21 protein-coding genes and 2 pseudogenes are annotated in these 26,642 nt (G+C 44.0%); 13 read left to right on the top strand and 10 right to left on the bottom strand.

Annotated features, from left to right (window positions below):
* Nucleotides 1–65 precede the first annotated feature (65 nt).
* The 4 genes from AB6E30_RS04270 to AB6E30_RS04255 all read right to left on the bottom strand — a co-directional run bounded on the left by AB6E30_RS04270 (nucleotide 66) and on the right by AB6E30_RS04255 (nucleotide 5,387).
* Nucleotides 66–2,420, bottom strand: a complete 2,355-nt coding sequence (locus AB6E30_RS04270; RefSeq protein ID WP_372102716.1) for a glycoside hydrolase — start codon at nucleotides 2,418–2,420, stop codon at nucleotides 66–68.
* 120 nt (nucleotides 2,421–2,540) lie between these two features.
* Complete coding sequence (locus tag AB6E30_RS04265) at nucleotides 2,541–3,353, bottom strand: DUF2861 family protein (protein ID WP_372102714.1); 813 nt, start codon at nucleotides 3,351–3,353, stop codon at nucleotides 2,541–2,543.
* A complete protein-coding gene (locus AB6E30_RS04260) occupies nucleotides 3,353–4,000 on the bottom strand; it encodes a response regulator transcription factor (RefSeq protein ID WP_054541141.1) in 648 nt (215 codons plus the stop codon). The genes AB6E30_RS04265 and AB6E30_RS04260 overlap by 1 nt, the downstream gene beginning before the upstream one ends.
* On the bottom strand, nucleotides 3,978–5,387 hold the full coding sequence (locus AB6E30_RS04255) for a DUF3404 domain-containing protein (protein WP_136982781.1): 1,410 nt from the start codon (nucleotides 5,385–5,387) through the stop codon (nucleotides 3,978–3,980). The genes AB6E30_RS04260 and AB6E30_RS04255 overlap by 23 nt, the downstream gene beginning before the upstream one ends.
* Before the next feature lie 243 nt (nucleotides 5,388–5,630).
* Between AB6E30_RS04255 and AB6E30_RS04250 the strand changes: the two genes are divergently transcribed.
* Together AB6E30_RS04250 and AB6E30_RS04245 are read left to right on the top strand one after the other, a co-directional pair.
* Nucleotides 5,631–6,164: a YbhB/YbcL family Raf kinase inhibitor-like protein gene (locus AB6E30_RS04250; RefSeq protein ID WP_372102713.1), complete on the top strand. Its 534-nt coding sequence runs from the start codon at nucleotides 5,631–5,633 to the stop codon at nucleotides 6,162–6,164.
* Between the two features lie 79 nt (nucleotides 6,165–6,243).
* Nucleotides 6,244–7,041, top strand: coding sequence for a helix-turn-helix transcriptional regulator (locus AB6E30_RS04245; RefSeq protein ID WP_108091540.1), 798 nt, complete (start codon nucleotides 6,244–6,246; stop codon nucleotides 7,039–7,041).
* 29 nt (nucleotides 7,042–7,070) lie between these two features.
* Here AB6E30_RS04245 and AB6E30_RS04240 read toward each other — a convergent pair whose 3' ends face one another.
* The gene (locus tag AB6E30_RS04240; RefSeq protein ID WP_137002116.1) at nucleotides 7,071–8,264 is read right to left on the bottom strand and encodes a CynX/NimT family MFS transporter; all 1,194 of its coding nucleotides are present in this window, start codon (nucleotides 8,262–8,264) and stop codon (nucleotides 7,071–7,073) included.
* 132 nt (nucleotides 8,265–8,396) lie between these two features.
* Here AB6E30_RS04240 and AB6E30_RS04235 point away from each other — a divergent pair.
* From AB6E30_RS04235 to AB6E30_RS04210, 6 genes and pseudogenes are all read left to right on the top strand, one after another.
* A pseudogene (locus tag AB6E30_RS04235) lies at nucleotides 8,397–9,026 on the top strand (D-serine ammonia-lyase); the annotation flags it as partial.
* Nucleotides 9,027–9,235: 209 nt separating this feature from the next.
* Nucleotides 9,236–10,036: a hypothetical protein gene (locus tag AB6E30_RS04230; protein ID WP_065583740.1), complete on the top strand. Its 801-nt coding sequence runs from the start codon at nucleotides 9,236–9,238 to the stop codon at nucleotides 10,034–10,036.
* A 226-nt stretch (nucleotides 10,037–10,262) separates the two neighbouring features.
* Nucleotides 10,263–10,724: a hypothetical protein gene (locus AB6E30_RS04225; RefSeq protein WP_029235242.1), complete on the top strand. Its 462-nt coding sequence runs from the start codon at nucleotides 10,263–10,265 to the stop codon at nucleotides 10,722–10,724.
* 356 nt (nucleotides 10,725–11,080) lie between these two features.
* Complete coding sequence (locus tag AB6E30_RS04220) at nucleotides 11,081–11,944, top strand: delta-class carbonic anhydrase (RefSeq protein WP_136982778.1); 864 nt, start codon at nucleotides 11,081–11,083, stop codon at nucleotides 11,942–11,944.
* A gap of 231 nt (nucleotides 11,945–12,175) precedes the next feature.
* Nucleotides 12,176–13,030: pseudogene (locus AB6E30_RS04215) on the top strand (DUF1254 domain-containing protein); the annotation flags it as partial.
* Nucleotides 13,031–13,467: 437 nt separating this feature from the next.
* The gene (locus AB6E30_RS04210) at nucleotides 13,468–14,004 is read left to right on the top strand and encodes a type II secretion system protein (protein ID WP_372102711.1); all 537 of its coding nucleotides are present in this window, start codon (nucleotides 13,468–13,470) and stop codon (nucleotides 14,002–14,004) included.
* A 113-nt stretch (nucleotides 14,005–14,117) separates the two neighbouring features.
* Here the strand turns inward: AB6E30_RS04210 and AB6E30_RS04205 are convergent, their stop codons facing one another.
* Complete coding sequence (locus tag AB6E30_RS04205; protein ID WP_372102709.1) at nucleotides 14,118–15,500, bottom strand: MATE family efflux transporter; 1,383 nt, start codon at nucleotides 15,498–15,500, stop codon at nucleotides 14,118–14,120.
* Between the two features lie 383 nt (nucleotides 15,501–15,883).
* On the opposite strand from AB6E30_RS04205, the gene AB6E30_RS04200 reads away from it, so the two are divergent.
* On the top strand, nucleotides 15,884–16,651 hold the full coding sequence (locus tag AB6E30_RS04200; RefSeq protein ID WP_372083529.1) for an insecticidal delta-endotoxin Cry8Ea1 family protein: 768 nt from the start codon (nucleotides 15,884–15,886) through the stop codon (nucleotides 16,649–16,651).
* Between the two features lie 323 nt (nucleotides 16,652–16,974).
* Here the strand turns inward: AB6E30_RS04200 and gcvP are convergent, their stop codons facing one another.
* From gcvP to AB6E30_RS04185, 3 genes are all read right to left on the bottom strand, one after another.
* Nucleotides 16,975–19,854: an aminomethyl-transferring glycine dehydrogenase gene (gene gcvP, locus AB6E30_RS04195; protein WP_372102707.1), complete on the bottom strand. Its 2,880-nt coding sequence runs from the start codon at nucleotides 19,852–19,854 to the stop codon at nucleotides 16,975–16,977.
* Between the two features lie 90 nt (nucleotides 19,855–19,944).
* Nucleotides 19,945–20,325: a glycine cleavage system protein GcvH gene (gcvH, locus tag AB6E30_RS04190; protein ID WP_017067508.1), complete on the bottom strand. Its 381-nt coding sequence runs from the start codon at nucleotides 20,323–20,325 to the stop codon at nucleotides 19,945–19,947.
* Nucleotides 20,326–20,376: 51 nt separating this feature from the next.
* Nucleotides 20,377–21,669 (bottom strand): serine hydroxymethyltransferase, encoded by a 1,293-nt coding sequence (locus AB6E30_RS04185; RefSeq protein ID WP_008216961.1) that lies wholly within the window; start codon nucleotides 21,667–21,669, stop codon nucleotides 20,377–20,379.
* A 440-nt stretch (nucleotides 21,670–22,109) separates the two neighbouring features.
* Here AB6E30_RS04185 and AB6E30_RS04180 point away from each other — a divergent pair, with 440 nt between their 5' ends.
* The 3 genes from AB6E30_RS04180 to AB6E30_RS04170 all read left to right on the top strand — a co-directional run bounded on the left by AB6E30_RS04180 (nucleotide 22,110) and on the right by AB6E30_RS04170 (nucleotide 25,664).
* Nucleotides 22,110–22,733 (top strand): helix-turn-helix domain-containing protein, encoded by a 624-nt coding sequence (locus tag AB6E30_RS04180; protein ID WP_017059847.1) that lies wholly within the window; start codon nucleotides 22,110–22,112, stop codon nucleotides 22,731–22,733.
* A 447-nt stretch (nucleotides 22,734–23,180) separates the two neighbouring features.
* Nucleotides 23,181–24,314: a glycine cleavage system aminomethyltransferase GcvT gene (gene gcvT, locus AB6E30_RS04175; RefSeq protein WP_136978561.1), complete on the top strand. Its 1,134-nt coding sequence runs from the start codon at nucleotides 23,181–23,183 to the stop codon at nucleotides 24,312–24,314.
* Nucleotides 24,315–24,593: 279 nt separating this feature from the next.
* On the top strand, nucleotides 24,594–25,664 hold the full coding sequence (locus tag AB6E30_RS04170) for a trypsin-like serine protease (protein ID WP_136978562.1): 1,071 nt from the start codon (nucleotides 24,594–24,596) through the stop codon (nucleotides 25,662–25,664).
* A gap of 116 nt (nucleotides 25,665–25,780) precedes the next feature.
* Here AB6E30_RS04170 and AB6E30_RS04165 read toward each other — a convergent pair whose 3' ends face one another.
* Nucleotides 25,781–26,107, bottom strand: a complete 327-nt coding sequence (locus AB6E30_RS04165; RefSeq protein ID WP_102427961.1) for a hypothetical protein — start codon at nucleotides 26,105–26,107, stop codon at nucleotides 25,781–25,783.
* A 200-nt stretch (nucleotides 26,108–26,307) separates the two neighbouring features.
* On the opposite strand from AB6E30_RS04165, the gene AB6E30_RS04160 reads away from it, so the two are divergent.
* Nucleotides 26,308–26,625, top strand: a complete 318-nt coding sequence (locus AB6E30_RS04160; protein WP_017059843.1) for a helix-turn-helix transcriptional regulator — start codon at nucleotides 26,308–26,310, stop codon at nucleotides 26,623–26,625.
* Nucleotides 26,626–26,642 lie beyond the last annotated feature (17 nt).

Here is a 26,642-nt window from a genome sequence, read left to right as displayed (position 1 = left end):
TTAACAACACTACCTGCTAACCCGTAATAGTGAATAAGGTGAGGCTTAAAAACGGCACGTTCAAACTAGTTAGGCTCTGATTTCCACTCTAACGTTTGTCCGTTGCTCAATACGGCTTTTATAGCGCTCGGCGAGACTTTAAGGCCTCTCTGATGAAAGGTTTGATCTGAAAAATTGGCAATGATCTTACTTCCGTCACTGAACTCAGTTTGTTGAACATCGCCGCTCTTATCTAACCATTCGGAATCGACTAACTGTTTATCCCATAACTGTTCGTGCATTGGTTCAAAGCCATCTTGATAGTGTTTGAGTGCTTTGATTCTCTGGCTTGAACTTGATAAAGCTTCATCTCTGGTCAAGTGAACCATCGGTGGTGTGTTGTATAGCATGGCGGTTAAGTCACGTTCTGCTTGTACATTAGTGAACTTGAGGCTGTCTGAATGCCAATGGTGCGTATTGATCACTTCATCATGGAAAACGGCTTGGTAAAGCGGAATTCGATATTTTGGCGAAAACAGTAGCGACTTGTAGAGCTCTTTAACCTCGGCGGGTTTAAAGAAGAAGTCAGGCTTGTGGTCTGGGTACCAACGACCTAAGTAATAGGGAGATCGGCGATTCTCTTTCATGTCTTTATCTGTCCAACCAAAACCAACCGTTTCTAAGCCGTGCGCAAACGCGATGCCTTTTGTTGTTAGGCTGTTGCCGTCTTCAGAGCCTAATACTAACGATGGTTGCTCGCTAAGCCACTGCATTCGGTTATTGAAGGCAGAAAGTATATCCGACTCACTGGTGTTATCGCGGTAGTCCTCACGTGCCATTGCCGTCGCATCAACATCTAAGAACAAGCTGTTGAAGTTGCCGAATCTCATAATGTCTTGAGCGCGTTGTTTTACGTATTCTAAATGGCAATTCGGGTTTAAGTAAAAGCCGTTTCCACGAAATCCTTTTTTCAAACTCCCATCCGCTAGTTCAATGGCACAACTTTGACGCATTGGCTCTGGTAATTGAGCGGTTAGCCAGTTGTCATTGAGCTTCTCAGGAATGGCTGTGTTGTAGGAATCGTAAGTACCGACTAGATATCCGAACTGTTTTGCCATAGCCACGGCGTTAGGTTGATAGAATGCTGGCATCCAATTATCGAATCCTAGCCACAGTTTGTTTAAGCCTGCCTTATTTAGGTTGGTGACCATGTCTGAAGACAACGCTTGTCCCCAAGTGTCTGACGAGTTTAGGTAAGGGGAAGCGTGCTCTAGCAACCAGTTCTTCTTATTCTGCGCTGCCACGTATTGAGCTTTAATCGTGTTGTTTTCGAGTGTCGGATTACCAACAGGATATAACACCTGCAATGACTGGCTAATAGAGTCCAACAATAGTTGTTTGTGATACTGACTGAACCAATCTTTACCCTTAGACAGTGACGACAGCTCTCTTTTCGCTTCCGCAGAAATGCTGAGTTTAGACCTCTCTAGATACCAAGCTTTCAATCCCCACCAGTTACTCACATCTTGGACGCTTAATGGATCTTTACCAAACAAATAAACGTGGCTCGCGCCGATCAACTTACTCACATCTGGATTGCGCTTTTGCTTTGCTACAAGTGTTTCAGACTGGTCATTATTGATGCGCGAATCTCGGTATTGTTTGGCACCATCTAACCACGAGTCTCCGAGGGTGATACGAACAATAAAAGGTTGTGACTGATTGAGCATCGTAAATTGGTGTGATGCCTTCATATCAATTTTGGTTTTTGAATGAGATGAGCTATCAGAGGATGCATCTGAAAAGAGCAGTTGATTGTTGGTTGCATTAATCATCTGATAGCTAATGAAGTGGTCGTTCTGTTGTGCTGTCCAAAAAGGCATCTTTAGGTCTTGAGTGGTGTTGCTTCCAGAATGGTTGTCGACTAGATAACTACCCCAAAGCTTGTTATCTGTAGGTACACGCATGCCTTCGCTAAAAGGAAGAAATAGGGTCTGAGTTTGTTGTTCTGCAAGATCGAACCACGCCAACTCTACGGGCTGGTTACGTTTCACTTGTATATTTGAAGGGAAGCTGAACTGAAAAGTGAGTTGATCTTGATTTAGTTCTACCTCAATGTTTATCCCACTAGGTACTAAGGTCCAAGTTGCGGTCTTTGCTGAGTTAGTTTTATCGGAAAGACCAATGACTAGATTCGTCACTTTCTGTGGTTGGTTATCAACGGTGAGAGCGCCGCTGTTAACGCTTAAGCCGTTCCAATCTATCTCTAAAGTATTCGATGAAATAGAGACTGTATTGTTGGTAGTAGTGTTAGTGCTGACGCTGCTATTACTGGTTAGCGTTATTTGGCTCGCTTGTGTATTGGATGAAAACAGACAAGCTGTTGTTAAAGCTACAATGGCACAAGTAGAAAGATTGAGAGGGTGACGTACGCTGAGCATATCTAGATTCCGTAAAGGGTAACTACGGTTATTACACCCAAGTAGCGCTAGTGCTTTGTCACCTATATGTCTCTATTTTCTGCATTACCTAGTTTCTAATCTTCTTCTGAAAGCACTCCATTAGAAAGGCACCGCGACACGCTGTACATATTGGACTTCAATCGCGCCTTGGTATTCAAACATTTCAACCGAGGCACTCAAATGTTTGGCATTAGTCCCTAGCGGGCTTTCTGTGGGAACGGGTGCTTGCGCTGTCTTGATTGGCACTTTGTAGCCTAACAGGTTGTAGTTCTCATCGAACCATTGCCAACTCACATTGGCGTTAGGGCAATTGTCGATCACCTTCGGTGGCGTGATCACGATATGTGGTTCGCTGAGTTTACTTTCGAGTGTTAACCATCGCTTGCTGTTGTCTAAAGCGACAACAATAGGATAGTGGTTTGAACCTATCTTTAGTTGATAAACACCAGATTCGGGTTTGATAAACATTTCACTGGTCTCAATCTCTTGATACTCATTGTTAGAAGCGAGTTGTCCATCGAGAAGGACTTTACCTTTAGGTGATATCAAAGACATAGTTTGGGTTTCTAAGCCTTTGTTGAGCTGTTCGGAAGAGACTTTGATTTGATAACCGTGCGACGACAGGCCGTAGCGTCGAATGAAGCTAACTTGAATGTGATGTTTCGTCTCAGTGTCTTGTCTTAGTGAAGTTCCGCATTGAGTTTGGCTCAGTATCTCTTGTTTAACTGGCAACCAAAGCTCACTATCAAGTGTTTGTTGATTGAGTGCGATTTGAAGCTCTTGCCACGCGACTTGAGGTTGTTCATCAAGCAGAGATTGATACGTATGTTGTAATGGCGTGTTGGTAAACCAAGCGGCGTGACACGCAAACGGCAAAGCGCAGATCAATGCGATTAACGAAGTGACTCTCATTATGATTCCCCAGCTAAGCGGTAACCAACGCCGCGATGTGTTTCGATCTTTAGGGTTGGCAGCTTCTGGCGCAAGCGCAGTATGTGATTATCCACGGTTCGGGTACTTGGAAAGGCTTGATAACCCCAAATCTTATTGAGTAACTCATCACGATGAAACACACGACTTTGGTTCTGAACAAACAAGACCAATAACTGGAACTCTTTAGGTTTTAACGTGATCGGGCTTTCATCCAAATAAGCGATTCGTTCCGACAAGTTGATTTGGATATTTGCGTAATTTAAGTGGCTCACCCCTAACGGACGAAGCTGGGTAATGACTCGAGCAAGCAACTCCTCGTTCGAGAAAGGTTTAGTGACGTAATCTTTGGCACCTGCCATTAAGCCTTCTACGCGTTGCTGGACTTCCACTTTAGCGGTTAACACAATCACAGGAAGCGCTTTGAGGAGTAGCCAATTCGGCAGGTGTCGCAAGCTGTCACCGTCTTCGAGTTGTCGATCCAGTATCACTAGATCGGCGCGGAACCATTGCTTACTGGCACTCTCTGAATCCTTCGCCCAAAGGCATGGGTAACCATTGGACTCAAAGAAGCTGACGAGGCCTTGTCCAAGCAGATGGTCGTCTTCAATCAGCAGTAGGGTGTTCATAAGCTATTTCCAAAATACATCGGGTTGGGTTACGAAGAATAATGAGACGGCCATTCGCTTGTTTCATCAAGTGTTCGACAATAGTCAGGCCAATGCCCATGTTGTCTTGTCTGTGATTGATATTCGGTGTTGCTCGAGATACAAACCGTTGCAGAAAAGAAGGGAAGTGACCTTCGTCTTGCACCTCAATCGTCAGCTTGTCACCGAGTTCGACCTTTACCAAAACCTCACCTTTACCATGTTGTTTGGCATTCTTGATTAGATTATCCAAGCAGATGGTTAGCCAGTAATAGGGAAGGTTCAGTTCAACTTCACGCGCTTCACATTGATAAGAAATATTGTGCTTTTCACAGACATGATCGAGCCACTCTTCTAATGAAGCGTTTTGCTTCAACAAAGGCTCTGACTGATCCGAACTTAGGTACACTTTGCTGTTTTCGGTGAGCTGAGAAAGCCTTTGATAGTCAGATATTAAACGCCAAACCGCACTTTGAGTTTCATCAGAAAAGTCATCGTAGCGATTTCTAAACATTTCGACGGTTAAGCCTAGGCTAGTAATAGGCGTGCGCAGTTCATGAGTAAGAAGCTGTAAAACGAACTGCCTCTCTTTTCGTTGTTTTGTTCTTAGGTATAAGACTCTAGCGAGCCCGGAAAGCAACGTTAGCAGCAATGTAAAGATCAACGTTTTCATGATCAGATTGTCATTGCTAGGCTCGTTTAAGCACACGTTACTGTAACGAAAAGTACAGGTTTCACCTGCCAAAGATACCTCTTGTTGCTCTGCGATAGGTTGCCAAACATCTAAGGGAATAGCTTTCCAGCCTTGTTCGCCACTTAACCAAAGCACATCATCTTGTTGCCAAGCGCGGTATCCATTGAGCAGTGCTTCTCTGCCTTGTGCACTTAGGCTTTCTAGTTTGTTATATAAAGGGTGCTGAGGGTTGGTAAGACTCAAAAATGGGCGTATCTGCTCGGTCACATCTGGGTAAGCGGCTAAATAACGACCAGCAAAGCTGCCACCGGCAGGGTGACGTTTGGAGTGTGCTGCAAACCAAATCGAATCCAATGTTTGTTGCTGACACAGAGCGAGCTCGAACTCGATGGCTTCATGTAATGAAGGGTTACTGCTTTCAATCGCTTGGCAGTGATCTTGTATTGACGCTAACGCTGCGATGTCGTCCCAACTGAATTGGTTGAAATCAGGATAGCGGCTATTTTCATGGAGCAGAACTTTCGGATACTGAGCCAACTCTTGTTGAGATACTAAGAGTGGGGATGATTGCCAGCTCAGTTGATACAGAGTTTGCCACTTATCTTGCAAACTTTGGGCATTGACTAGGGTTGGGAGCCAAAAGATCAAGCAAAGAGCTAATGTAAACCTGCGCATCCAATCATTCTCGTTAAAAGTCGTGGGGCGAGTCTAAAGAGTTTTGGGCGCGATTTGTAACCTGAATGTCAACAAGTGTTCTTTTAACAACAAATTGTCGAGTGGGTCATGCTTTTAAATAATAAAGTACAAATACAGTAAGTATCATTTATTTGAAATAAAATAGATAATTGTGTACTTACTGTCATTGTTGGGCGAAATGAGGGGACTATACTGGGCTCATACCTAATAAGAGGAACCATCATGAAACTCATCATCAAATCAGTATTGGCAATCAGTATGTTGGCTACAGGCTCTGCTCATGCGTTCGAATTAACCAGCAACGATATTCAAGAAGGTCACCCAATGGCAAAGACTTTTGAATACTCTAGTTGGGGTTGTGACGGCGATAATCAATCACCACAATTGATGTGGAAAGATGCACCAGCAGGTACCAAAAGCTTTGCTATCACAGCTTATGATCCAGATGCACCAACTGAAAGTGGTTTCTGGCACTGGGTCGCGTTTGATATTCCAGCAACAGTGAGCGAGCTACCTCGTGGTGTCGACATCTCTAAAGTGGGTGGCAAAGAGGGCCGTATAGATTATGGAACGGTAGGTTTCGGTGGCGCTTGTCCTCCAGAAAAAGATGGCATGCACCGTTATCAATTCACGGTTTGGGCATTGCCAACGGATAAGCTCAACCTAGACGAAAACACGCCGTCGGCTGTGGTTGGATTCACGTTGAACAGCATGGCTTTAGACAAAGCGAAACTGACTACAACTTACACACGTTAGTAATTGACACAAGCTAATAAAGCGACCAGTTATTGATGCGATAGCTGGTCGTTGATAATAAGTAAACAAGGGGGATGAGATGAATCATCAATATCAAGTGACGATCTTTCGTGCAGAGCAGTTACAAAAACTGCGTAATGTGAGGATTCTATCTCCTAGTATTATTCAGATCATTACAGGCAGTAAGCGTCTGTTTTGGAAAGACTCAGCGGCAGAACTTTCACATTCTGAGCTGCTGTTGTGTGAGGCATCAGCGTCATTAAGCTTTGAGAATATGCCCCACAAAGGACGTTTCTTGTCGCGAGTATTCAGCTTTCAATTCCAACCTTCTCAAGGGATGCTTGATTTAAGTGAGGAACGCTCGAATGATCTGGGGCTGCCTAAAGTACAAGCGGATCGTAGCTTACAAGATTCACTCAATGCTCTGTTTTCCTTTGATAGACAAAGCATGAGCAAAGAGACCCAACAATTTTGGTTGCAGGGGTTGTATCAGCAATTAGCCGAGAAGGGCGTACTGCATCGATTGTTTATTAGCTCAAACGTCTCGTTTAGCCAGAAACTCAGCCACTACCTTTCGCATTCACCGGACGAGAAACACCCGTTAGAGTCGGTAGCAGAGCGCTTTGCGATGAGCCGCGCCACGCTTATCCGTAAATTGAAACTTGAAGGCATGCAATATCGAGAGGTGTTGGCTGAAGTTCGCTTGAGTCATGCGCTTTATCTGATGCAAAACGGGCAGCAGAATGTGGCGATGTTAGCTCAGTCTTGCGGTTATCAATCGGAAGGGCGTTTTAGCCAGCGCTTTAAAGGGAAGTTTGGTTTGTCGCCAAGTGAATACATCAAAACCGTCGTCAGCCATAGAGTCGCGAGCAAATAAAGTCGCGATACCATAATCATTCTGTTTGCCTAAACGCTCACTTTCTTATCTCGTGCTGCCAATGCCGCGAAAATCGTGCACGCAAAGGCAACAGATGCGACCAACAGAATCGGCACACTCCAAGAATCTGTCTGAGCATGAAGCTTACCCACCAGCGTTGGGCCAGTGGCTGCCAACGCATAACCGATTCCCTGAGCCATACCCGACAATGATGCGGCTTGGCTGCTATTCGATGTACGCAAGCCAACAAAAGAGAGCGCGATAATAAATGTCGAGCAGTTGGCTAATCCAAACAGTCCCACCCAAAAGATCGCAAACTCAGGCAAATACAGAAGACCAATCAATCCAACAAATACACTCGATGCACACAGAGTGATGAGCCATTGTTGATTGTCACTTTTGGCTAAGAATGGCAGTAACAGCAGCCCTGGAACCATAGTCGAAAATTGCAGAAATCCATAAATGTAGCCCGCGTCGATTTCGCTGTAGCCAAGATCGTTCAATATCTGTGGCAACCAGCCAGCCAAAGAGTAGAAGGTAAATGAGTTAAGCCCAAGCGCTAACGTTACTTGCCACGCTACGCCGCTTTTAATCATCTGTTTCATCGGCAGAGGTTTGTCTTGTTGCTTGTTATTGCTGGCCGAAGATGAGCGTTTTCTGATTTTAGGCAACCAGATCATCAAAGCTAATATTGGAAATACCAAGTTCATTAACAGCGCTAATTGCCAACCCGTGATCGTAAATAAGGTTAGATTTGAAAACGGCACCATCAAACTTGAGCCTAACGTCGACCCGATGCCCATCGTAAAGATGTACAGAGAAGTCACAGTAGCGATGCGTGTCGGGAAGCTAACTTTCACTACTACAGGCAACAACACATTACCAATCGCGATACCAAGCCCGATCATCACCGTGCCGATATACAAGGTTGGGGTTAACCCAGCAGAGCGCAGTGTAATACCCGTAGTGATCAGAACTAAGCCTAATAACAGGCTAGGCTCTAGACCAATTCGTTGGGATATCTTGGTGACTAATGGTGAGAATAAGGCAAAAGTTAACAGTGGCAAAGCTGTTAAGAAGCCTGCAGCCGATGACGTAAGGTTGAGGCCTTCCATAACCTGAGAAAGCACAGGAGCCAAGCTCGTAAAAGGCCCACGAAGGTTAAGTGCTAGGAATAGAATCCCTAACATCACGAAAATGCTATTACGAAGAGAGGCGCTCATAGGTTGTTCTACTGTTTGCTTATGAGAAGACAGGCTAGCCTACAGATCATTGAATGATTACACAAATACCGTTTAAATAGGTTTACTAATGATTGAACCTGCGCAGTACGCGCTTAGCCAGAAAAGTCACCCATGACTGTATTAAATATCGACAAGCTCATCTCGGACTTCCCACTGCTTCAACAATTGATTGCATTGGAAGAAGTGGTTTGGTTTAACCCAAATGTGACGACTCTGGAGCGCGGTTTGCTTTATGTGGGATTAGGCGAACAAGATATTCACGATGCGAGCATGAGGCTACAAAGGTTTGCTCCTTATCTAGCCAAGGCGTTTCCTGAAACTCAAGCGACCAATGGCATCATCGAGTCTGAGCTTATTGACATTCCATCTATGAAATCAGCATTGGGAGCACATTATCAGCAGCCTATAAAAGGGCGTTTGATGATGAAAAAAGACAGCCATTTGCCAATTTCAGGCTCAATCAAAGCTCGCGGTGGTATTTATGAAGTACTAGCGCATGCCGAGAAGCTTGCGATTGAAGCCGGGTTACTGTGTGAGAGCGATGACTACAGTAAGTTGCTCGAACCTGAATTCCGTGACTTCTTCCAACAATACAGCATTGCGGTAGGCTCCACAGGTAATCTAGGCATATCGATCGGTATCATGAGTGCAAAATTGGGTTTTACGGTCTCTGTTCATATGTCGGCAGACGCGAGAGCTTGGAAGAAAAGCAAACTTCGTGAGCATGGTGTCAACGTTGTTGCAAATATGAGCTGCTAAAAAGATAAGTCATGATAGAAGAGTGTTGTTTATAGCTTGTACACACTCTTTCTCACCTCTAAATCCCACCTTAATTCAAACAATAACTTGCACAGATCGTTATCCAAAACACACATTTTATAAATTAAGCTTCTTAGATGTTCTAACTATCAGTTAGGTTGAGTGGCATTCAACTTGATAGGGATTGAGCAATGCAGACGGACAAAGTGATACAGACAAGACACATAAACACACCAGAAAAATTACTCCAGCGTTTAGATGCGATTGGGGAGTCTTTGGAAGCATCGGGTAAGGCTCATGCTTTGCTGGGATTGGGCTCAGTAGGTATTGAAACAGAACGACTTGATCAGTATTCAGATGTCGATTTTTTCGCAATAGTGCAAACAGGGCACAAGCAGTATTTCTTAGACAGTTTGCATTGGCTATCTGATATTCACTCAATCGACTACGCAGTGAGAAATACCGTCGATGGCTATAAAGTTCTGTACGCTGACGGAATCTTTTGTGAGTTTGCAGTGTTTGAACCCCACGAGTTAGCGCACATTCCGTTTGCTGAAGGGCGTATTGTTTGGCAGCAACATGAATTTGATACACAGTGTTGTGTTTCACCAATAAAAGGGGAGACAGACACTAATTCCCAAGATTGGATCATTGGTGAGGCTCTAACCAATCTTTATGTGGGTATGTCTCGTTATAACCGAGGCGAAAAGCTGTCGGGCAGTCGGTTCGTTCAATCTTACGCACTCGATCGTTTGATCGATCTTGTGGATCAAACTGAACAGTCTGAGCCTGAATTCGTTGATGAATTTATGTCGGATAGAAGGCTAGAAGCACGCTTCCCTAAGTTTGCCCAATTGCTACCAACCTTTACCCAAGGCTACGAGCGCACCGCTGAATCGGCACTTGCCCAACTAGCATTCCTCAACACCCACTTCGCAGTCAACCAAGCCATGTGTGACCGAATCTCTGAACTGTGTTCCAGTAAAGATTAAGCTTATAGCGTGTGAATCCCCAAGCCTAACTGACACCACCTTTCAGATGATAAGCGGCGGGCAACCTAATTGAGCTCTCGAATTATTATTCTTAAGCACTAAACCCGTACGCTTTTGTTTACTCTTCAAGACCGTGACTGTTCGTGTTTACTCCGCTTATCACTGGATGTCGTCAGCCAAATAAAATACAATCGAACAATGTTTCATTAATTCGTGCTTTATCATTATGATGAGAAACTTACTCATATTCATCGTTAGCCTGTTCTTCTTAACAGCCTGTTCTTCAACGAGTAATCATCAGCTAGACGACGAGACATTGAGCAACGAAGACGCTATGTCGAAAAGTATAGAGGGAGAGAGTAATCTCGAGACTTCAAAGGATACAAACGCTGAGACCAGCGTTGATTCTTCCCATGATTCAATCGTTAATCATCAACCACTCACTAACCTTGATTCAAATAAAGACACGATAGCTCACGCCAATGCAGAGCCAGAATCAGTGGAGCCTTCTCAAATAGAAGCGACAGAAACAACTGAAAGCGATGCTAAGAGTGGCGGTGAAAAAGGCATCGGAAGCTATTTTATTCGTCATAATAAACCGACTAAGACGGTGATTAAATCACTAGAGGGCGTGACAGATGCATTGAACGTCATGACGTTTGGGATATTTGCCACCGGTAACGGTTAAACCGTCAACCAAGAAAGCAAACCAATAGATAAAATGAGACGTGAAGACGATCCAAGTGGTTCGCCTTTTTTGATCTTCTAAATCTGGCCACCGTTCTTCCTAAGAATCGTGCTCACTTATCTGAGCGCTGAGTCAGGCGACGGTTAACGTAAATAGGAAATTATTCGTTCTGGAAGGGAGTCGCCGAATTTACCCTGTTTGACTTGTTATATGCATCAAGGGTTCTAATACTCATCCCAAAGTAAGCAATGAAATCTAATCTTACAAAGACAAGCCTTATATTCACTTATGAGCATAGTAAGATGTTTGCTGTTAAGTCGGTTTGGGTTTAGTTATCAATATTCTAGGGAAGAAAAATGAAGAATAAGAGTGTGTTTTTAAGTGCCGCATTGGTGATGTTGTCAGCTCATGCAAGTGCATCAGACGCGAACCATGAGTCTGTATCAGATGGTGTTATCGCAGAACAAAGAGCAAAGCTTTCTGAAAATACCCAAGGACAAGGTTTTGGACCGCAAGCTCCAAGAGATTTGGGTTCATTAGAAGGTACAAATACTAGGCTGTTCTCGGATGCCCCTGATTCAACAGCGATGAACTTATGTAATATTCACTTCCATAAAAATGCTGAGCATAAAGGTGGAGAGTTTACTCAATACGCTGGTAACGGTGATGGTAAGGGATTCCAGAGTGGCTTTAAATACACAGGCAAGCTGAGTTCTGCTGAGCTGAAACCATTTGAGGGCAAGGTTTGTCCGAGCGAGCATGGTTCTTTGCATTCGGGTGACACCATTGAAGTTCACTATGTTTATTCAACGGCGCAAGTTGAACCGGGTGAAACACTGGGTGCTTGTTTTAACGATGCGATTACCAACCCGCAACTGCGTGTAGAAACCCAAGTTTACGTATTAGTGAATGACGACAAAGCACCCGACTTTGAAGCGCTCGCTAAACATTCAAAAGTGAACGGCTTACACCAAGCACCAAACATCCCACAAGATACGGGCTCAGCGATCCAATACGCAGGCTCTACAACGGGTCCTGGTTATAATGAGCAAGGTTCACCTTTCCAAGTAACATGGAGCGTTAGACCACAAGTCGCGAAAGTAAATATCGCGACAGTAGGTAGCTGGTGTGAAGGCAATGACTTTAACGAAGATCACGCCCACGGTGTGAGAAATTTGGTGGTTAACCCTGAGTTGTTATCACCCATTCGTAACGACTAAACGATTCTGGCGAACAAAATGATCAAGGCGAGCCAATAGGTTCGCCTTTTTAGTTGGATATAAATGCCATCGTTTAAACAGAGACTTGTTTGTTAGTCACAATGGTGCAATTATTTAACGAGTGATATTACTCAGATGCATGTCTTATGATGACTATCGAACAACAGCTTTCTCGGCTGGATCTAAACTTATTGGTGTCGTTAAGTGTTTTAATCAAAGAGAGGAACGTAACGCGAGCTAACGCCAACAGATGAACAGGATGTGGTTCGAATGAACCGAGACACCTACTACTCAATGGCAGCAATTAATGTATCAAAGGGGGCGACCGTCACGTTACCTGAGATCCCTGAAGGCAAGTACATGTCGATGGAAGTGATTACTGAAGATCACCGCATTCAGCCAATGCAATACGGTTCAGGTACGTTTGATCTTTCTACTCATAGTGGTGATCACGTTTACGTCATTGTTCGTACCGACGCGACATTCTCGAAAAATGAAGTTCATGAAATCCAAGATAAAATGAGCATTGATGCAAAAGCGGATGGCGAGTTTACTTGCTATGCAAGTGGATGAGAAATCTTTTGAAGAGGTAGAGACGAGCCTTAAGATGGAAATGCCAACAATACTTAAGCGAGATGGCGCTCAAGCGACGTTTGGTATGTTTACCAGCCCTGAAGATGCTTCAAAAGAGATGTTTACCAAAGAGAAGTACGCAGTGGGCGCGGCTATCGGTTGGGGTGGCGCGCAGTTAGATGACAATATTTACGAAGTCTCTGGTAACTTCCCAGCAGACACTTGTCATCAGGCAACCTTTGATGATTCTAAGAACCAAGCGTTTTGGTCGGTAACGGTCTACAACAAGCAAGGTTTCATGTTTAGTGAAGTGGCGAACGTAAGCTCAAACACGGCTGAGAAAAATGCAGACGGCACTTACACCGTAAGCTTTGGTTGTGGTGATGATGCAGTAAACAACATCAAAACAGAAAACGATTCTGGTGTGTTTAACTTAGCTTCCGTCATTACATTCCAAGCCAAAAAGTACGTGATGGATTCCGAGTGCTTCCTTACGTGAAAGCAGTGAACTAATGCTGCGATAGTCGTACAACGATTATAGATGCGCGTTATTACCAAATGGCAATAACGCGCTTTTTTATGGATTCTATTTCATTTCTTGCTTTCTTAAGTGTAGAAACACAAAGGGCGACTCAAAAATGGTCTAACTTTGATTATACGCAGCGAGCCTCAGTTCAAATAAATCAATTAAACCTTCTTCCATCGATACTTTCAGTTGCACCACGCATTTGATCGAATTTAAACCCGCTGACACCTTATGTGATAACGCTTCCAGTTACCTTTTCAGCCTCTAAAGGGAACAAATACCACAACCAGCGTTATAAAAAGCGATAGCCGTGGAGTGTTATGAGTCCTATTTGAGGTGTATAGTTATAGGTAATTCATTGGATTATTGAATATTTAAGTTATCAAAAGATGCGGATGTCATGAAGAAAAACGGATTTACTTTAATGGAATTAATCATCGTGATCGTGATACTCGGAGTATTAGCGGTAACGGCTGCTCCAAGATTCCTTGGTATTCAGGAATCAGCGAGAGAAACGGTACTTGAAGGTGTTGCGGGTGCGATGGAAGGCGTGATCACGCAAGTGACTTCTAAATCTATTATCGCAGGGCTTGATCCTGACGCAACAAACCCAGGTGATCAGAGCAACTATGTGATCGATTTTGGTATCGGTAGTGTTGAGGTTGACTGGGGCACACTTTGTCCGGAAAGCCGAGGGGAGTCGGGCGGCAAATTGACGATGATCGATTTTATGACCTTATCAGATGATGACAATTTAACATCGGCTGTTGGAAATCGACACACTGTCGTTGGGTACACTCATTCATTTAGTGAAGCTGACCTTGACAGCAATAACATAACTGATGATGCCTTACCTTCGGGTTGTTATGTTATCTATGATTCTTTTGGTCGAACGAATGGGAGCGAATGTCCTGAGGGCGGCTGTGAATGTACCGTTCGTGTAGTGAACGACGAATGTTAACCAGAGCAGCTAAACGATTCTATTTAGATTAAAGCTTATTCGAATTCAATAAAAAAGCGCGTTATTACCAAATGGCAATAACGCGCTTTTTTGTATTAGCTTATAGGTCTATCTTAGTTTGCCAATGGAGCACTTGCTGGTGGCAAGTTACGCTTCTTAATTACGTATCGCAAGCGAAGCAACATCAATGCAGCTGATACGCTTAATCCCGTTAGAATACCAATCCAAAAGCCTTCTTCACCCATTGCTGGAACAATGTGGTCTGTTAAGCCTAACACCATACCGAGTGGTAGTGCCAAGCCCCAGTATGAAGCGATAGCTAAGATCATCGGGATCTTAGTGTCTTTATAGCCACGCAGTGCGCCGTTAGCAGACGTTTGTAATGCATCGCTGAATTGGTACATCGCTGTAAAGGTCAACAATACTGCTGCTGTCGCGCTTATTGTAGGGTCGGTTGTGTAAAGCCTAATGATCCACTCAGGGAACAGCAGGAACATCGCTACTGAAAGCAATGAAATCAACGCTGCAACCAAGATACCGACTTTGCTCCGTTCAATTGCGCCTAGTTCGTCTTTCTCACCCAAAGCGTGTCCAACACGAATCGTAATGCCAAACGAGATGCTCATAGGAATCACGTAAGTCAGGCTCGAAATGTTAAGTGCAATTTGCGCGGCTGCTACGTTCTCTGCACCAATACGACCAATCATCAGTGCGATTACCGCAAAGATACTGCCACACACTGCAATGTTCATCCCGATAGGTAAACCTAATCTTAGAAGGTGAAGCATCTCTTTTGCTTTTGGCTTCGCATCTGAAAAGTTGATGATGGTCTTGTAGTGGTGATGACCTTTAATGTAGGAATACAGCATTCCCGACATTAGCCAATACACCAAGCTTGTTGCCCAACCACAACCCACAGCGCCCATTTCAGGGAAGCCAAACTTGCCGTAAATAAGCACGTAGTTGACTGGAATGTTAATCAGCAAACCAATTACCGAAATGATCATCGGTACTTTGGTGTTGTTCATACCTTCACAGAAGCCGTTTAAGGTGTAGAACAGGGCAATACCCGGTACACCAAAGGCTAGGGCAAACGCATAGTCACTCCCAATTGGAATTATCTCTGCGGCTACGCCAATCCATTCTAAGATCGGTTTAGCACTCACCAAATAAGCGATGAGTAATACGCTAGCAATTAATGCCAACCAAACCATCTGGAAGAACTCGACAGAGATACTTTGAAAGTCACGTGCGCCACGGTGGTAAGCGACAACAGGCGTTAACGCCATAATCACGCCACGCAGTAGCAGCAATACAGGAATCCAAAGGCTAGTGCCAAGTGCAATAGCGGCAAGATCAGCAGGGCTTACTTGGCCAGCCATTGTCGTATCGACAAATCCCATCGCTTGGGTAGCTATTTGAGTCAAAATGATTGGAATCGAAAGGTGCATAAGCGCACCCGATTCACGAGTAAAAGGACGAAGTTTCGTTAGCATGGAAGTTCAAAACACCAATATAAATGCACCAGTGATGGCAGGATGGCCGGTGTGCATTTTAGGATGTGCCCCGTTGGACGGGCGACAATATAAACACCTTACCGTATAGGGTCAAGCATTGGCTTTATAGAGTTTAACTTACTCCGAGGTACGGATAGGTTCTGATGGTTAAAACACATCTCTAACGCGCGTAAGTTAATGATTTTGTGGGAATCATACTCGACCGATAAATTCTATATTTGCCACGCTAATCACTGAGGCGACGGTATAAGTGGTTGTTATGGATAGATAAAGGTTAGTACAATTGATGGCATAAGTAGCTAGATAGAAGAATTCTGTATTTAAATGCAGAATTTTTCTATCTAATAGCTGTTAGGCAAAATATGAAGGAAAGTAAGAAATTGAACAAATTAATAATAATGTTATTGCTAATAGTTTGTCCTGCGGTAGCTTCAGAGCCAGCTTCTGATTTAACAATAGCTAATGAACAGATAGCATTATTAAAGCAGCAAGTGGCGATGATGAAAGAACATCAAGAGTCTTTACTAGGTACCATTCACTGGACTTTAGGTACCGTAATTACAGTCGGTATATTCTTAATTGGTTACAATTGGTTTTCTAATTTTAAAGCATATGAACGTGATAAAGAAGCATTGAAAGTAGAGCTCAAGTCAGCAGTTAACGTCGAACTCGAACATTCAAAAACAGAAGTTCATATGATCGTTGATAATATGAAAGGGGCACTGCAGACACTCGTTGACGATAAGGTTACACCGCTTTCAAGAAATTTAGAAACAAAGCTAAACTCTCGATACAACTCTTTAAACAATGATATTTTGCGGTTAAGTATTTATCGCCATGAGCAAGAGAGGTTAAGTTGGAATGAGCAAAAAGTATACGTTAACGCGTTAAGTTCTTCTCTTAATATTATAAATACGAGTATTACGTTAAATGATGAATGGTTACTAGCAACAGGTATTGATAACCTTCTTGAAGACTTAAATTCAATTTTGAAAAAAGAGTGTAATGTTTATCCTGATGCAGAGCTTATTCGTAATACAGTGATTGCTCTTGATAAACTGCCTTCTGAACACGCATTATCAGTGAAATCGAGTAAAGAAAAGATCTCACAAATATCAGCAGTTGCCTAACAAACGACTATGGCGCCAATATCAACTTGGCGCTATCTATTACACCTTTAAACCTAGAGCCGTATAAGCTTCCTACTGCCACAAAGCCAGCAGAAACACAAAAAGCCCAATTCCAAGCGTGACTTTTAGAAGCAGGCCAAGAGGGGCTCCACCTTTTGGCGCTTTATTGCAACATCCCATAATCGTTTCCTAATTCGTCGTGGATTTCATGTCACCATAAACCTTTCCCTTACGGTAAGGTCAATGCTTTCTTAGTCATATAATCTGAAAAACAAAAAAGCGAACCAAGTGGTTCGCTTTTGTTTATCTAAAATCTACAAAAATTAGTCTTCGTAGTTATCGATGCTTGGGCAAGAACAGATTAGGTTGCGGTCGCCGTACACATTGTCTACACGGTTAACAGTAGGCCAGTACTTCGAGTTCTTCGTTGCTTTCGATGGGAAACAACCAAGTTCGCGAGAGTAAGGGCGATCCCATTCTGCGCCAGCTAGGTCAACTTGTGTGTGCGGTGCGTTCACTAGAGGGTTGTTGTCTAGTGGCCATTCACCGTTTTTCACTGCTGCCATTTCGTGACGGATTGCGATCATCGCTTCACAGAAACGGTCTAGCTCTTCTAAATCTTCTGATTCAGTTGGCTCTACCATTAGCGTGCCAGCTACTGGGAAAGACATCGTAGGCGCGTGGAAACCGAAGTCCATTAGACGCTTAGCAATATCTTCTTCGCTGATGCCTGTTTCTTCTTTTAGTGGACGAATATCGATAATACATTCGTGCGCTACGCGGCCATTAGTACCACGGTAAAGAACAGGGTAGTGAGGACGCAGTTTTTCCATCACGTAGTTCGCGTTCAGAATCGCAACTTTAGTCGCATCTGTTAGGCCAGGTTCGCCCATCATTGCGATGTAAGCCCAAGAGATAGGTAGAATTGAAGCACTACCTAGATCTGCCGCTGATACCGCGTAGTCAGAACCTTGTACACCATTTTCGATGTGGCCTGGTAGGAAAGGTGCTAGGTGAGATTTAACACCGATAGGACCCATACCCGGCCCGCCACCACCGTGTGGGATACAGAATGTTTTGTGTAGGTTCAAGTGAGATACGTCTGAACCGATGAAGCCAGGTGAAGTTAGACCTACTTGAGCGTTCATGTTCGCGCCGTCTAGGTAAACCTGACCGCCCGCTGCGTGTACTTGTTCACACACTTCTTTCACTTGCTCTTCGTATACGCCGTGCGTAGAAGGGTAAGTGATCATGATGCTTGATAGGTTTTCTTTGTGCTTCTCGATTTTCGCAGCTAAGTCTGTCATGTCGATGTTGCCATCTTCATCACACTTAACAACCACTACCTTCATAGAAACCATTGATGCTGTTGCAGGGTTAGTACCGTGCGCAGAGCTTGGAATCAGGCAAACGTTACGGTGAGCTTCACCGCGGCTTGCGTGGTAACGTTGAATCGCGATTAGACCTGCGTATTCACCAGATGCACCAGAGTTCGGCTGTAGTGAGAAATCGTCGTAACCGGTGATTTCACATAGCTTCTCTTTAAGATCTTTCGCTAGCGCTGTGTAACCAACCGCTTGCTCTAGAGGTGCGAATGGGTGAATTGAACCAAACTCAGGCCATGTTACTGGAATCATCTCAGCAGCAGCGTTCAGCTTCATCGTACAGCTGCCCAGTGGGATCATGCCGTGCGTTAGAGAGAAGTCTTTGTTCTCAAGCTGTTTTAGGTAACGCATCATTTGCGTTTCGCTGTGGTGCGTATTGAATACTGGGTGAGTTAGGAACTCTGATTCACGACGGCAGTTTTCTGGAATTGCTGCAAATTCGTTTGATGCAATGTCAGAAGATAGTGCTTGAACGTCTTCTTTCACGTCGAAGATTGCGAATAGGGCATTCAAGTCGTCGACTGTGGTTGTTTCATCTAAGCTGATACCGATTTTACCAACAAGTCGACGAAGGTTGATGTTTGCTGCTTGTGCTTTCGCGTACAGTGCATCTGTCTTCTCTTCAGAGTTGATTGTGATGGTATCGAAGAAGCTGTTGTTTGTTAGCTCGTAACCCGCTTTAGTCAGGCCAGCCGCTAGGATAGCTGTCATGTGGTGTGTACGACGAGCGATAGTACGTAGGCCTTCTGCACCGTGGTAAACCGCGTAGAAAGACGCCATGTTTGCTAGAAGTGCTTGAGCTGTACAGATGTTCGATGTCGCTTTCTCGCGGCGGATGTGTTGCTCACGAGTTTGCATTGCCATACGTAGCGCTTGGTTACCGTGAGTATCGATAGAAACACCGATTACACGACCTGGCATTGTACGCTTATGCTTTTCACGAGTACCCATGAATGCAGCGTGTGGACCGCCGTACCCCATAGGAACGCCGAAACGTTGTGCTGAACCGATTACTACGTCTGCGCCCATTTCGCCAGCAGGCTTAAGTAGAGCAGATGCGAGTAGGTCAGTAGCAACGGTTACTAGAGTTTTGTTTGCTTGAGCTTTCGCAATGATGTCTGTTAGGTCACGAACTTCGCCCGTTGTACCAGGGTATTGAACTAATGCACCAAATACGTCTTGCTCTGGAAGTGTTTCAAGAGCGCCAACCATTACTTCAAAACCGATGTACTCAGCACGAGTTTTAACAACTTCTAGTGTTTGAGGGTGAACATCGTCAGCAACGAAGAATACTTTGCTCTTGCTTTTACCAGCACGCTTACACAGTGTCATTGCTTCGCCAGCCGCTGTCGCTTCGTCAAGAAGAGACGCGTTCGCGATTTCCATACCTGTAAGGTCCATTACCATTTGTTGGTAATTCAGTAGAGCTTCAAGACGACCTTGAGAAATCTCTGGTTGGTATGGTGTGTAAGCTGTGTACCAGCCTGGGTTCTCTAAAACGTTACGTAGAATAACGTTTGGAGTGAATGTGTTGTAGTAGCCTTGGCCAATGAAAGTACGTTTCACTTGGTTTAGGTTAGCGATCTCTTTAAGAGAGGCCAGCATGTCCATTTCGCTTAGTGGCGCAGCAAGTGTCATTGGTTTTTCAAGACGGATTTGTGCAGGAACCGTTTCGTCGATCAGTGCGTCTAGGCTAGTCGCGTTGATCGCTTCAAGCATTTTTTGCTGGTCTGCTTTATTTGGGCCGTTATGTCGAGCAACAAACTCGTTTTGTGTACCCAAGTCTTTCAGTAATTGGCTTTGAAGTAATTCAGTCATGATATCGTTCTACTTTCTCTCTGGAGCCGTGAGCTAGCCCCTAAAATTAAGCTGCTCACAAGAGCAGCTTTATCGTAATGAGGTTACCTATTAGTCTTCTTCGATAGAGCTTAGGTATTCTTCCGCATCTTTAAGGTTGTTTAGTTCAGACGCATCAGACATCTTCACTTTAACAATCCAACCACCTTCATAAGGTTCTTCGTTGATTAGCTCTGGGCTATCTTCTAGTTCTTCGTTGATTTCTACGATTTCACCAGAGATTGGCGCGTAGATATCAGAAGCAGCTTTCACTGACTCAACTAGAGAGAAGCTTTCGCCAGCTTCAATTTCGTCTTCAGTGTCAGGCAGGTCAACAAACACAACGTCACCTAGCATCTCTTGAGCGTGCTCAGAAATACCGATAGTTACAGTACCGTCACCGTTGTCTTTTACCCACTCGTGGCTGTCTGCAAACTTTAGTGTATTGTCCATTGCTTATTCTCCAAAAATTTATGAGGTTTTAATTTAAATCTTAAAAACGGTCTAACGGTAAAGAGGGAAGCGCTTGCAAAGCTCTTTAACTTGCTTGCGAACACGTTGCTCAACTTCAGCGTTGCCTTCAGGGCTTTCAACTAAGCCATCAAGTACATCGCCGATCCATTCACCGATAAGTTTGAATTCTTCAGTGCCAAAACCACGACTGGTTCCAGCTGGCGTACCTAAACGAATACCCGAAGTAATCATAGGCTTCTCTGAGTCGAATGGTATGCCATTTTTGTTACATGTGATCCCAGCACGCTCTAATGCTTCTTCAGTTACGTTACCTTTCAAGCCCTTAGGACGAAGGTCAACCAGCATTAGGTGCGTGTCCGTTCCGCCAGTCACAATGTCACAACCGCGAGTTTGCAACACTTCAGCAAGAACTTTTGCGTTATCGATCACTGAATTAATATAAGTATTAAATTCTGGGCCAAGTGCTTCGCCAAATGCGACAGCTTTAGCCGCAATTACGTGCATTAGTGGGCCGCCTTGTAGGCCTGGGAATACTGCAGAGTTGATCTTTTTATTGATGTCTTCGTGGTTGGTCAGAATCATACCGCCGCGTGGGCCACGAAGTGTTTTGTGTGTGGTTGTCGTTACAACGTGCGCGTGTGGCAGTGGGCTAGGGTGTGCACCTGTTGCGATAAGACCTGCGATGTGTGCCATATCGACCATTAGGATAGCGCCAACTTCGTCAGCGATTTCGCGGAATTTAGCGAAGTCGATAACGCGTGGGATAGCACTACCACCTGCAATAATCATTTTAGGTTGGCATTCGATAGCGAGAGCGCGTACCGCTTCGTAATCGATTTCAAGAGTGTCGCGGTCTACGCCGTATTGAACTGCGTTGAACCATTTGCCTGAAAGCGCAGGGCGTGCACCGTGCGTAAGGTGACCACCAGCGTCAAGAGACATACCTAGGATAGTGTCGCCAGGTTGAAGTAGGGCAAGTTTAACTGCGCCGTTCGCTTGAGCACCTGAGTGAGGTTGTACGTTCGCGTATTCACACTTGAATAGCTGTTTAGCACGTTCAATCGCGATAGCTTCTACTGTATCTACGTGCTCACAACCACCGTAGTAACGACGACCTGGGTAGCCTTCTGCGTATTTGTTGGTAAGGCAAGTGCCTTGAGCTTGCATTACTGCTTTAGAAACGATGTTCTCAGAAGCAATAAGTTCTATTTGTTCGTTTTGACGAGTGTTCTCTGCTTGGATTCCAGCAAATACTGCGTCGTCAGTCGCAGATAGGTTCGTAGAGAAAAAACTGTCTAAGCTATGGTTTTGATAAGCGTTCATTGTCGAGACCTTTCATTAAGCTAATGGTGATTGTTTTTATAGTCCATTAGGTCTTACGTTGATTTCTGCATCGGTATCGTTTGCGTTATTTAGGTGTATAAATAGTGCGTTGCTTCTTATTTATACGACCATAGCGTCAAAGCGATCGTTGTAGGGTCAATGCAGCACGAATTGGTTCCCAAAAATTTCGGGTAAAAAACAGCTCTTACAAATGTTAAATCTATCACTTGCTGCAAGCTGAAGTAGCATCTCTTCATCTAACAAGTCGATAACATAGCTCCGATAAAATCAATTTTCAACAAAAATTTCCAATAGGAAACAGTTTTTCTCATTTTGCTACAGGGAGCACGCTTTATTTTCCTGTGTGCTCTTTAATCAACAAAGCGCTTCATGCAACAATGAAATCAATAGACAGGAAGTAAGAAATAAATGAGGGACCTATGTCAGAAGACATTTATGATGAGTACCCATCTTTAACGTTGGCTAAAGAGACGTTAGATCAGAATATCGAACCACTTAGGCTCGGCCAGCGTATTAAAGATATCCGCAGCAAGCTGGGCATTACGTTAGAAGAGGCGAGCCAACGCACTGGTTTGGCACGTTCAACGCTGAGTAAAATTGAGAACGAACAAATCTCACCGACGTTCCAAGCGATGCAGAAATTGGCTATGGGTTTGCAAATCGATATGCCGCAACTCTTTGAGCCGCCAAGAAAAAAAGTTGCCACAGGACGTCGTGACTTAACTAAAGCAGGCCAGGGTAAACCTCACCCAACTCCGACTTACGAGCATGAACTGCTGGCGACAGAACTTTCGAATAAGAAGATGATGCCGTTCAAGAGCCGAGTGAGAGCACGCACCTTTGAAGAGTATAACGATTGGGTTCGCCATGATGGTGAAGAGTTCTTGATGGTGATCTCTGGTGATGTGATGTTCTACTCAGAATTCTATGAGCCGGTACCCATGAGCGAAGGTGATAGCATGTATTACGACGCCAACATGGGACATATGTTGATTTCTACTAGTACAGAAGATGCACTGATTTTGTGGGTGACTGCAAAATAAGTTAACAAAGTTAGAATTTCTTATAGTGAATGCAAACGTTTGCTTTTGTTTCTAACGTTTGCCAAAAGACGCGATATTGGTGTGAAAAGCATCAATATCGCGTTTTTGTATGCGACTGAAAATTGTTTTTAAATTGTTAAATGTCACATTTTGAGCTGTTTTAATCTTGTTAAGGGTGTAAAACTGACTCAGGCTTGTTTACTATAGTGAACACGGTTTACTCATGTTGATTGAAGTTTACTGAAGTGAATTCTTAGAAAGTGAGTCGTATAGCTTTTATACAGAAGCCTCTTTTTATATCGCTAGTAATAAAAGCCTATATAGAAGACATCACTTTTTACTATCTACTGTTTCTAACGTTAACCCATATCGTTAGAGGCGACTCTAAATAGAGATATAAGCGGCAGATTCGATTTGGAAAGCCTGCAACGCTTCATGGAGAATAAAATGACTCAAGAACACGCTAATCAAGACCTACTAAAAACACCTCTGCATGCGCTTCACGTTGAAGTCGGTGCAAAAATGGTTCCTTTTGCTGGCTACGACATGCCAGTTCAGTATCCACTAGGTGTAAAGAAAGAGCACTTACACACTCGTGACGCTGCCGGTCTTTTTGATGTTTCTCACATGGGGCAACTGCGTCTACACGGTGAAAACGCAGCCGCTGTTTTAGAATCTCTGGTTCCAGTAGATATTATCGACCTGCCTTCTGGTAAGCAGCGCTACGCGTTCTTTACTAATGAACAGGGCGGCATCATGGATGATCTTATGGTTGCTAACCTTGGCGATCACCTATTTGTTGTTGTGAACGCGGCGTGTAAAACACAAGATATCGACCACCTAACGGCTCACCTTCCTGCAGACGTAGAATTGGAAGTGATTGATGACCGCGCTCTATTAGCTCTTCAAGGCCCGAAAGCGTCTGAAGTTCTTGCTCGTTTCCAACCAAGCGTTGCAGACATGTTGTTCATGGATGTTCAAAAAGTCGATATCGACGGCGTAGAGTGCATCGTAAGCCGCAGTGGTTACACAGGTGAAGATGGCTATGAAATCTCAGTACCGAACGATCACGCTGAAGCACTTGCTCGTAAACTAACATCAGAAGCAGAAGTAGAGTGGATTGGCCTTGGTGCTCGTGACTCACTTCGTCTTGAGTGTGGCCTATGCCTATACGGTCATGACTTAGATACAACAACGACTCCAGTAGAAGCAAGCCTTCTGTGGGGTATTCAAAAGGTTCGTCGTACTGACGGTGAGCGCGCTGGCGGTTTCCCAGGTGCTGATATCATCCTTGAGCAAATCGCGACTAAAGACGTTCAACGCAAGCGTGTTGGTCTTGTTGGTCAGACTAAAGCACCAGTACGTGAAGGCGCTGAGCTGTTCGATGCTGAAGACAACAAGATTGGCGTTGTAACAAGTGGTACTGCGGGTCCTAACGCGGGCAAGCCTGTTTCTATGGCTTACGTTCGTACTGACCTAGCGGTTATTGGCACTAAAGTATTCGCTGAAGTTCGTGGCAAGAAGCTACCAATGACAGTAGAAAAAATGCCATTCGTACCTCAGCGTTACTATCGTGGCTAATCTCTTTTAAGAGAAACCACTAAGCTAAATGAAAGCCTATTGTTTGCTTCTCTTTATTGGGAAGCCTAACGGTAGGCTTTTTTGATTTTGGTAGCGTATGTCTTTGGTAACGTATTGCTTTTAACGTTACCCACTAACAACGGTTACTTAAAATTCGTTTATAAAATGAGATATGTGGCGATATCGTTACAAATACTTACTATAATCACGATTGTGACGTGTTATGGTGACGATTCATCATTTTTGTAAATAAGTAGTAGGGGGTACAAGGAGTTAACTATGAACGTAAACCATACAATGAGTCCGGTTCGTAAAGCCGTTTTAGGGCTTTTAGCGCCATTAATTTACACATCAAGTGTTATGGCAACGGAAAACACGGACGAAAGTACTCCTGATGTGGGTGTAACACCCTATATTGTGAATGGTAGCGACGCTTCAGTCACGGAATTTCCTTCGATGGCAAGCTTGTTCATTGATCGTATTGATTATGACGGTGTTTACTCAACAGGCCCTTACTGTGGTGCAACAATTTTAGATCCAACGCATATTCTAACCGCAGCGCATTGTATATACGGTAATGAAGAAGGGCAGTTGTTTACTGTTGTCGTCCCTCAAATTGAAGATACTTCTCAGTTTCCCAACGGTAACATCCAAAAAGCTCGTGTATCTGAGGTTTACTATCGCAGAGATTATTCAAATGCGTTGAGCGACCTATTACGCAATGACGTTGCAATACTTAAGTTAGAAAGCGCACTGAATATCGACTCAATCAATGATGTTGTAAAGCGTCCTAGTTCGGATGGTTATCGCAGTTCTTCTGAGGCGTTTACCGCTGTGGGCCATGGTGATACACGCACTGGTTTCGACGGAACCACTTTGCTACAAAAAGCAAACCTCAATTATGTAGACAATGCGACTTGTAAAACGGTATTTGCTGCTGGCAATGAGTTAACAGAGAATCAAATTTGTTTCGTTGGAGATGTGGCTACTTCTGGCTTGTACGGTGGCACTTGTCAAGGTGACTCTGGAGGTCCTGTCTACTGGAAGGATGGTTCGGTTTACAGACAAGTAGGGATTACCAGCTTTGGTCCTGAAACGTGTGGTGGCAGCTCAAGAGTAACTTCGGTATTCACTGAAATCTATGACTACAGAGATTGGATTACAGATGTAACTGGTGGTGTGATAGATAGTTCTGAAACCGTTCAAATTTCAGCAACAGAAGCTAAGCGAACGGCTTATGTGAATGCACGGACTTCATCTGGTTCAGGCGGCAGTGGAGGCAGTTTGTCGTTTGGCGTGCTAGGCGCGTTGATGTTACTCGGTAGGTTTAGAAGAACGATGTCTCGTTAGATACCCACGTCTTCATGTTAGCTAAACAAACGGCCAGTCATTCAACTATGACTGGCCATTTTTTTTTGTTTGTTTAAGCCGTTCAGTGGTTGGTGCTAATTGTTGATATTAGTAGATTAGGCACAGAATTCAGTAGACGCTTTTCTACTGTACCTTTCGACAATCACATCCATCTCTTTTACTGCGTCGTTGATGCTTTGAATACCGCCTTGAGCCACACCTTTTTCATTTTCGTTCAATGCAGAAAAAGCTTGCTTTAATTCCTTACCTTCCAACATGTTCCCGTGCAGCAACACCTCTTTGTACGTGAGTAGCTTATGTTGTATTGCAATAATTTCTGGGCGGGGATTGTCTGATTCTAATGCGTGACTAATGCAAGGAAATGCCAATGTATAGCGATTCGCAATTTCCAATTTGACGTCTTTCTTATTCGCAATATGCAATTTTTATTATTTCCCAACACTTGAATACTCAAGTTACCTAGCCTGTACGTTCACAACTGATATCAGTGTGAAGGTTTATGAAACGTAACGGTTTTATCAAGTGAATAATATGCCTTTGATGGCCTATGTAAACCATCACAAGTCAATATGGTCTGCTTCTTGCTGAATTTAGGACATAACTGTCTTTTGAGGATGAGCTTATGTCACAAGAACCCATAATATTGGCGCTGATTGAGCGTAGGAAACAAGCCAACTTGTCTCAAGAAAAGTTAGCCTCGAGTGCAGGAATGAGCTTAAAAACCTATCAAAGGATTGAACGCGGAGAGGCGGACATCAAGATGTCTCAGTATCGTTCAATCACTAGAACCTTAAAAGTGACGGATTTGGATGTGGTGCTTGATATTGTTGGCGCATCACAAGTAACAGCGGAAGATGTAGCTGCGGTCAGTCGTCTGCTGACCAGCGAAGAGCGCCTGTTGTTGATCAAGCTGATTTTGTCGGTCAAAAAGAAGCAGTAGTCTTTCTTTCAAATAAA

The organism is Vibrio sp. 10N.247.311.12 (assembly GCF_041467515.1).
Classification (GTDB): domain Bacteria; phylum Pseudomonadota; class Gammaproteobacteria; order Enterobacterales; family Vibrionaceae; genus Vibrio; species Vibrio crassostreae_C.
Note: the sequence above shows the minus strand (reverse complement) of the source record. Positions and strands in the feature narration are given on the sequence as shown.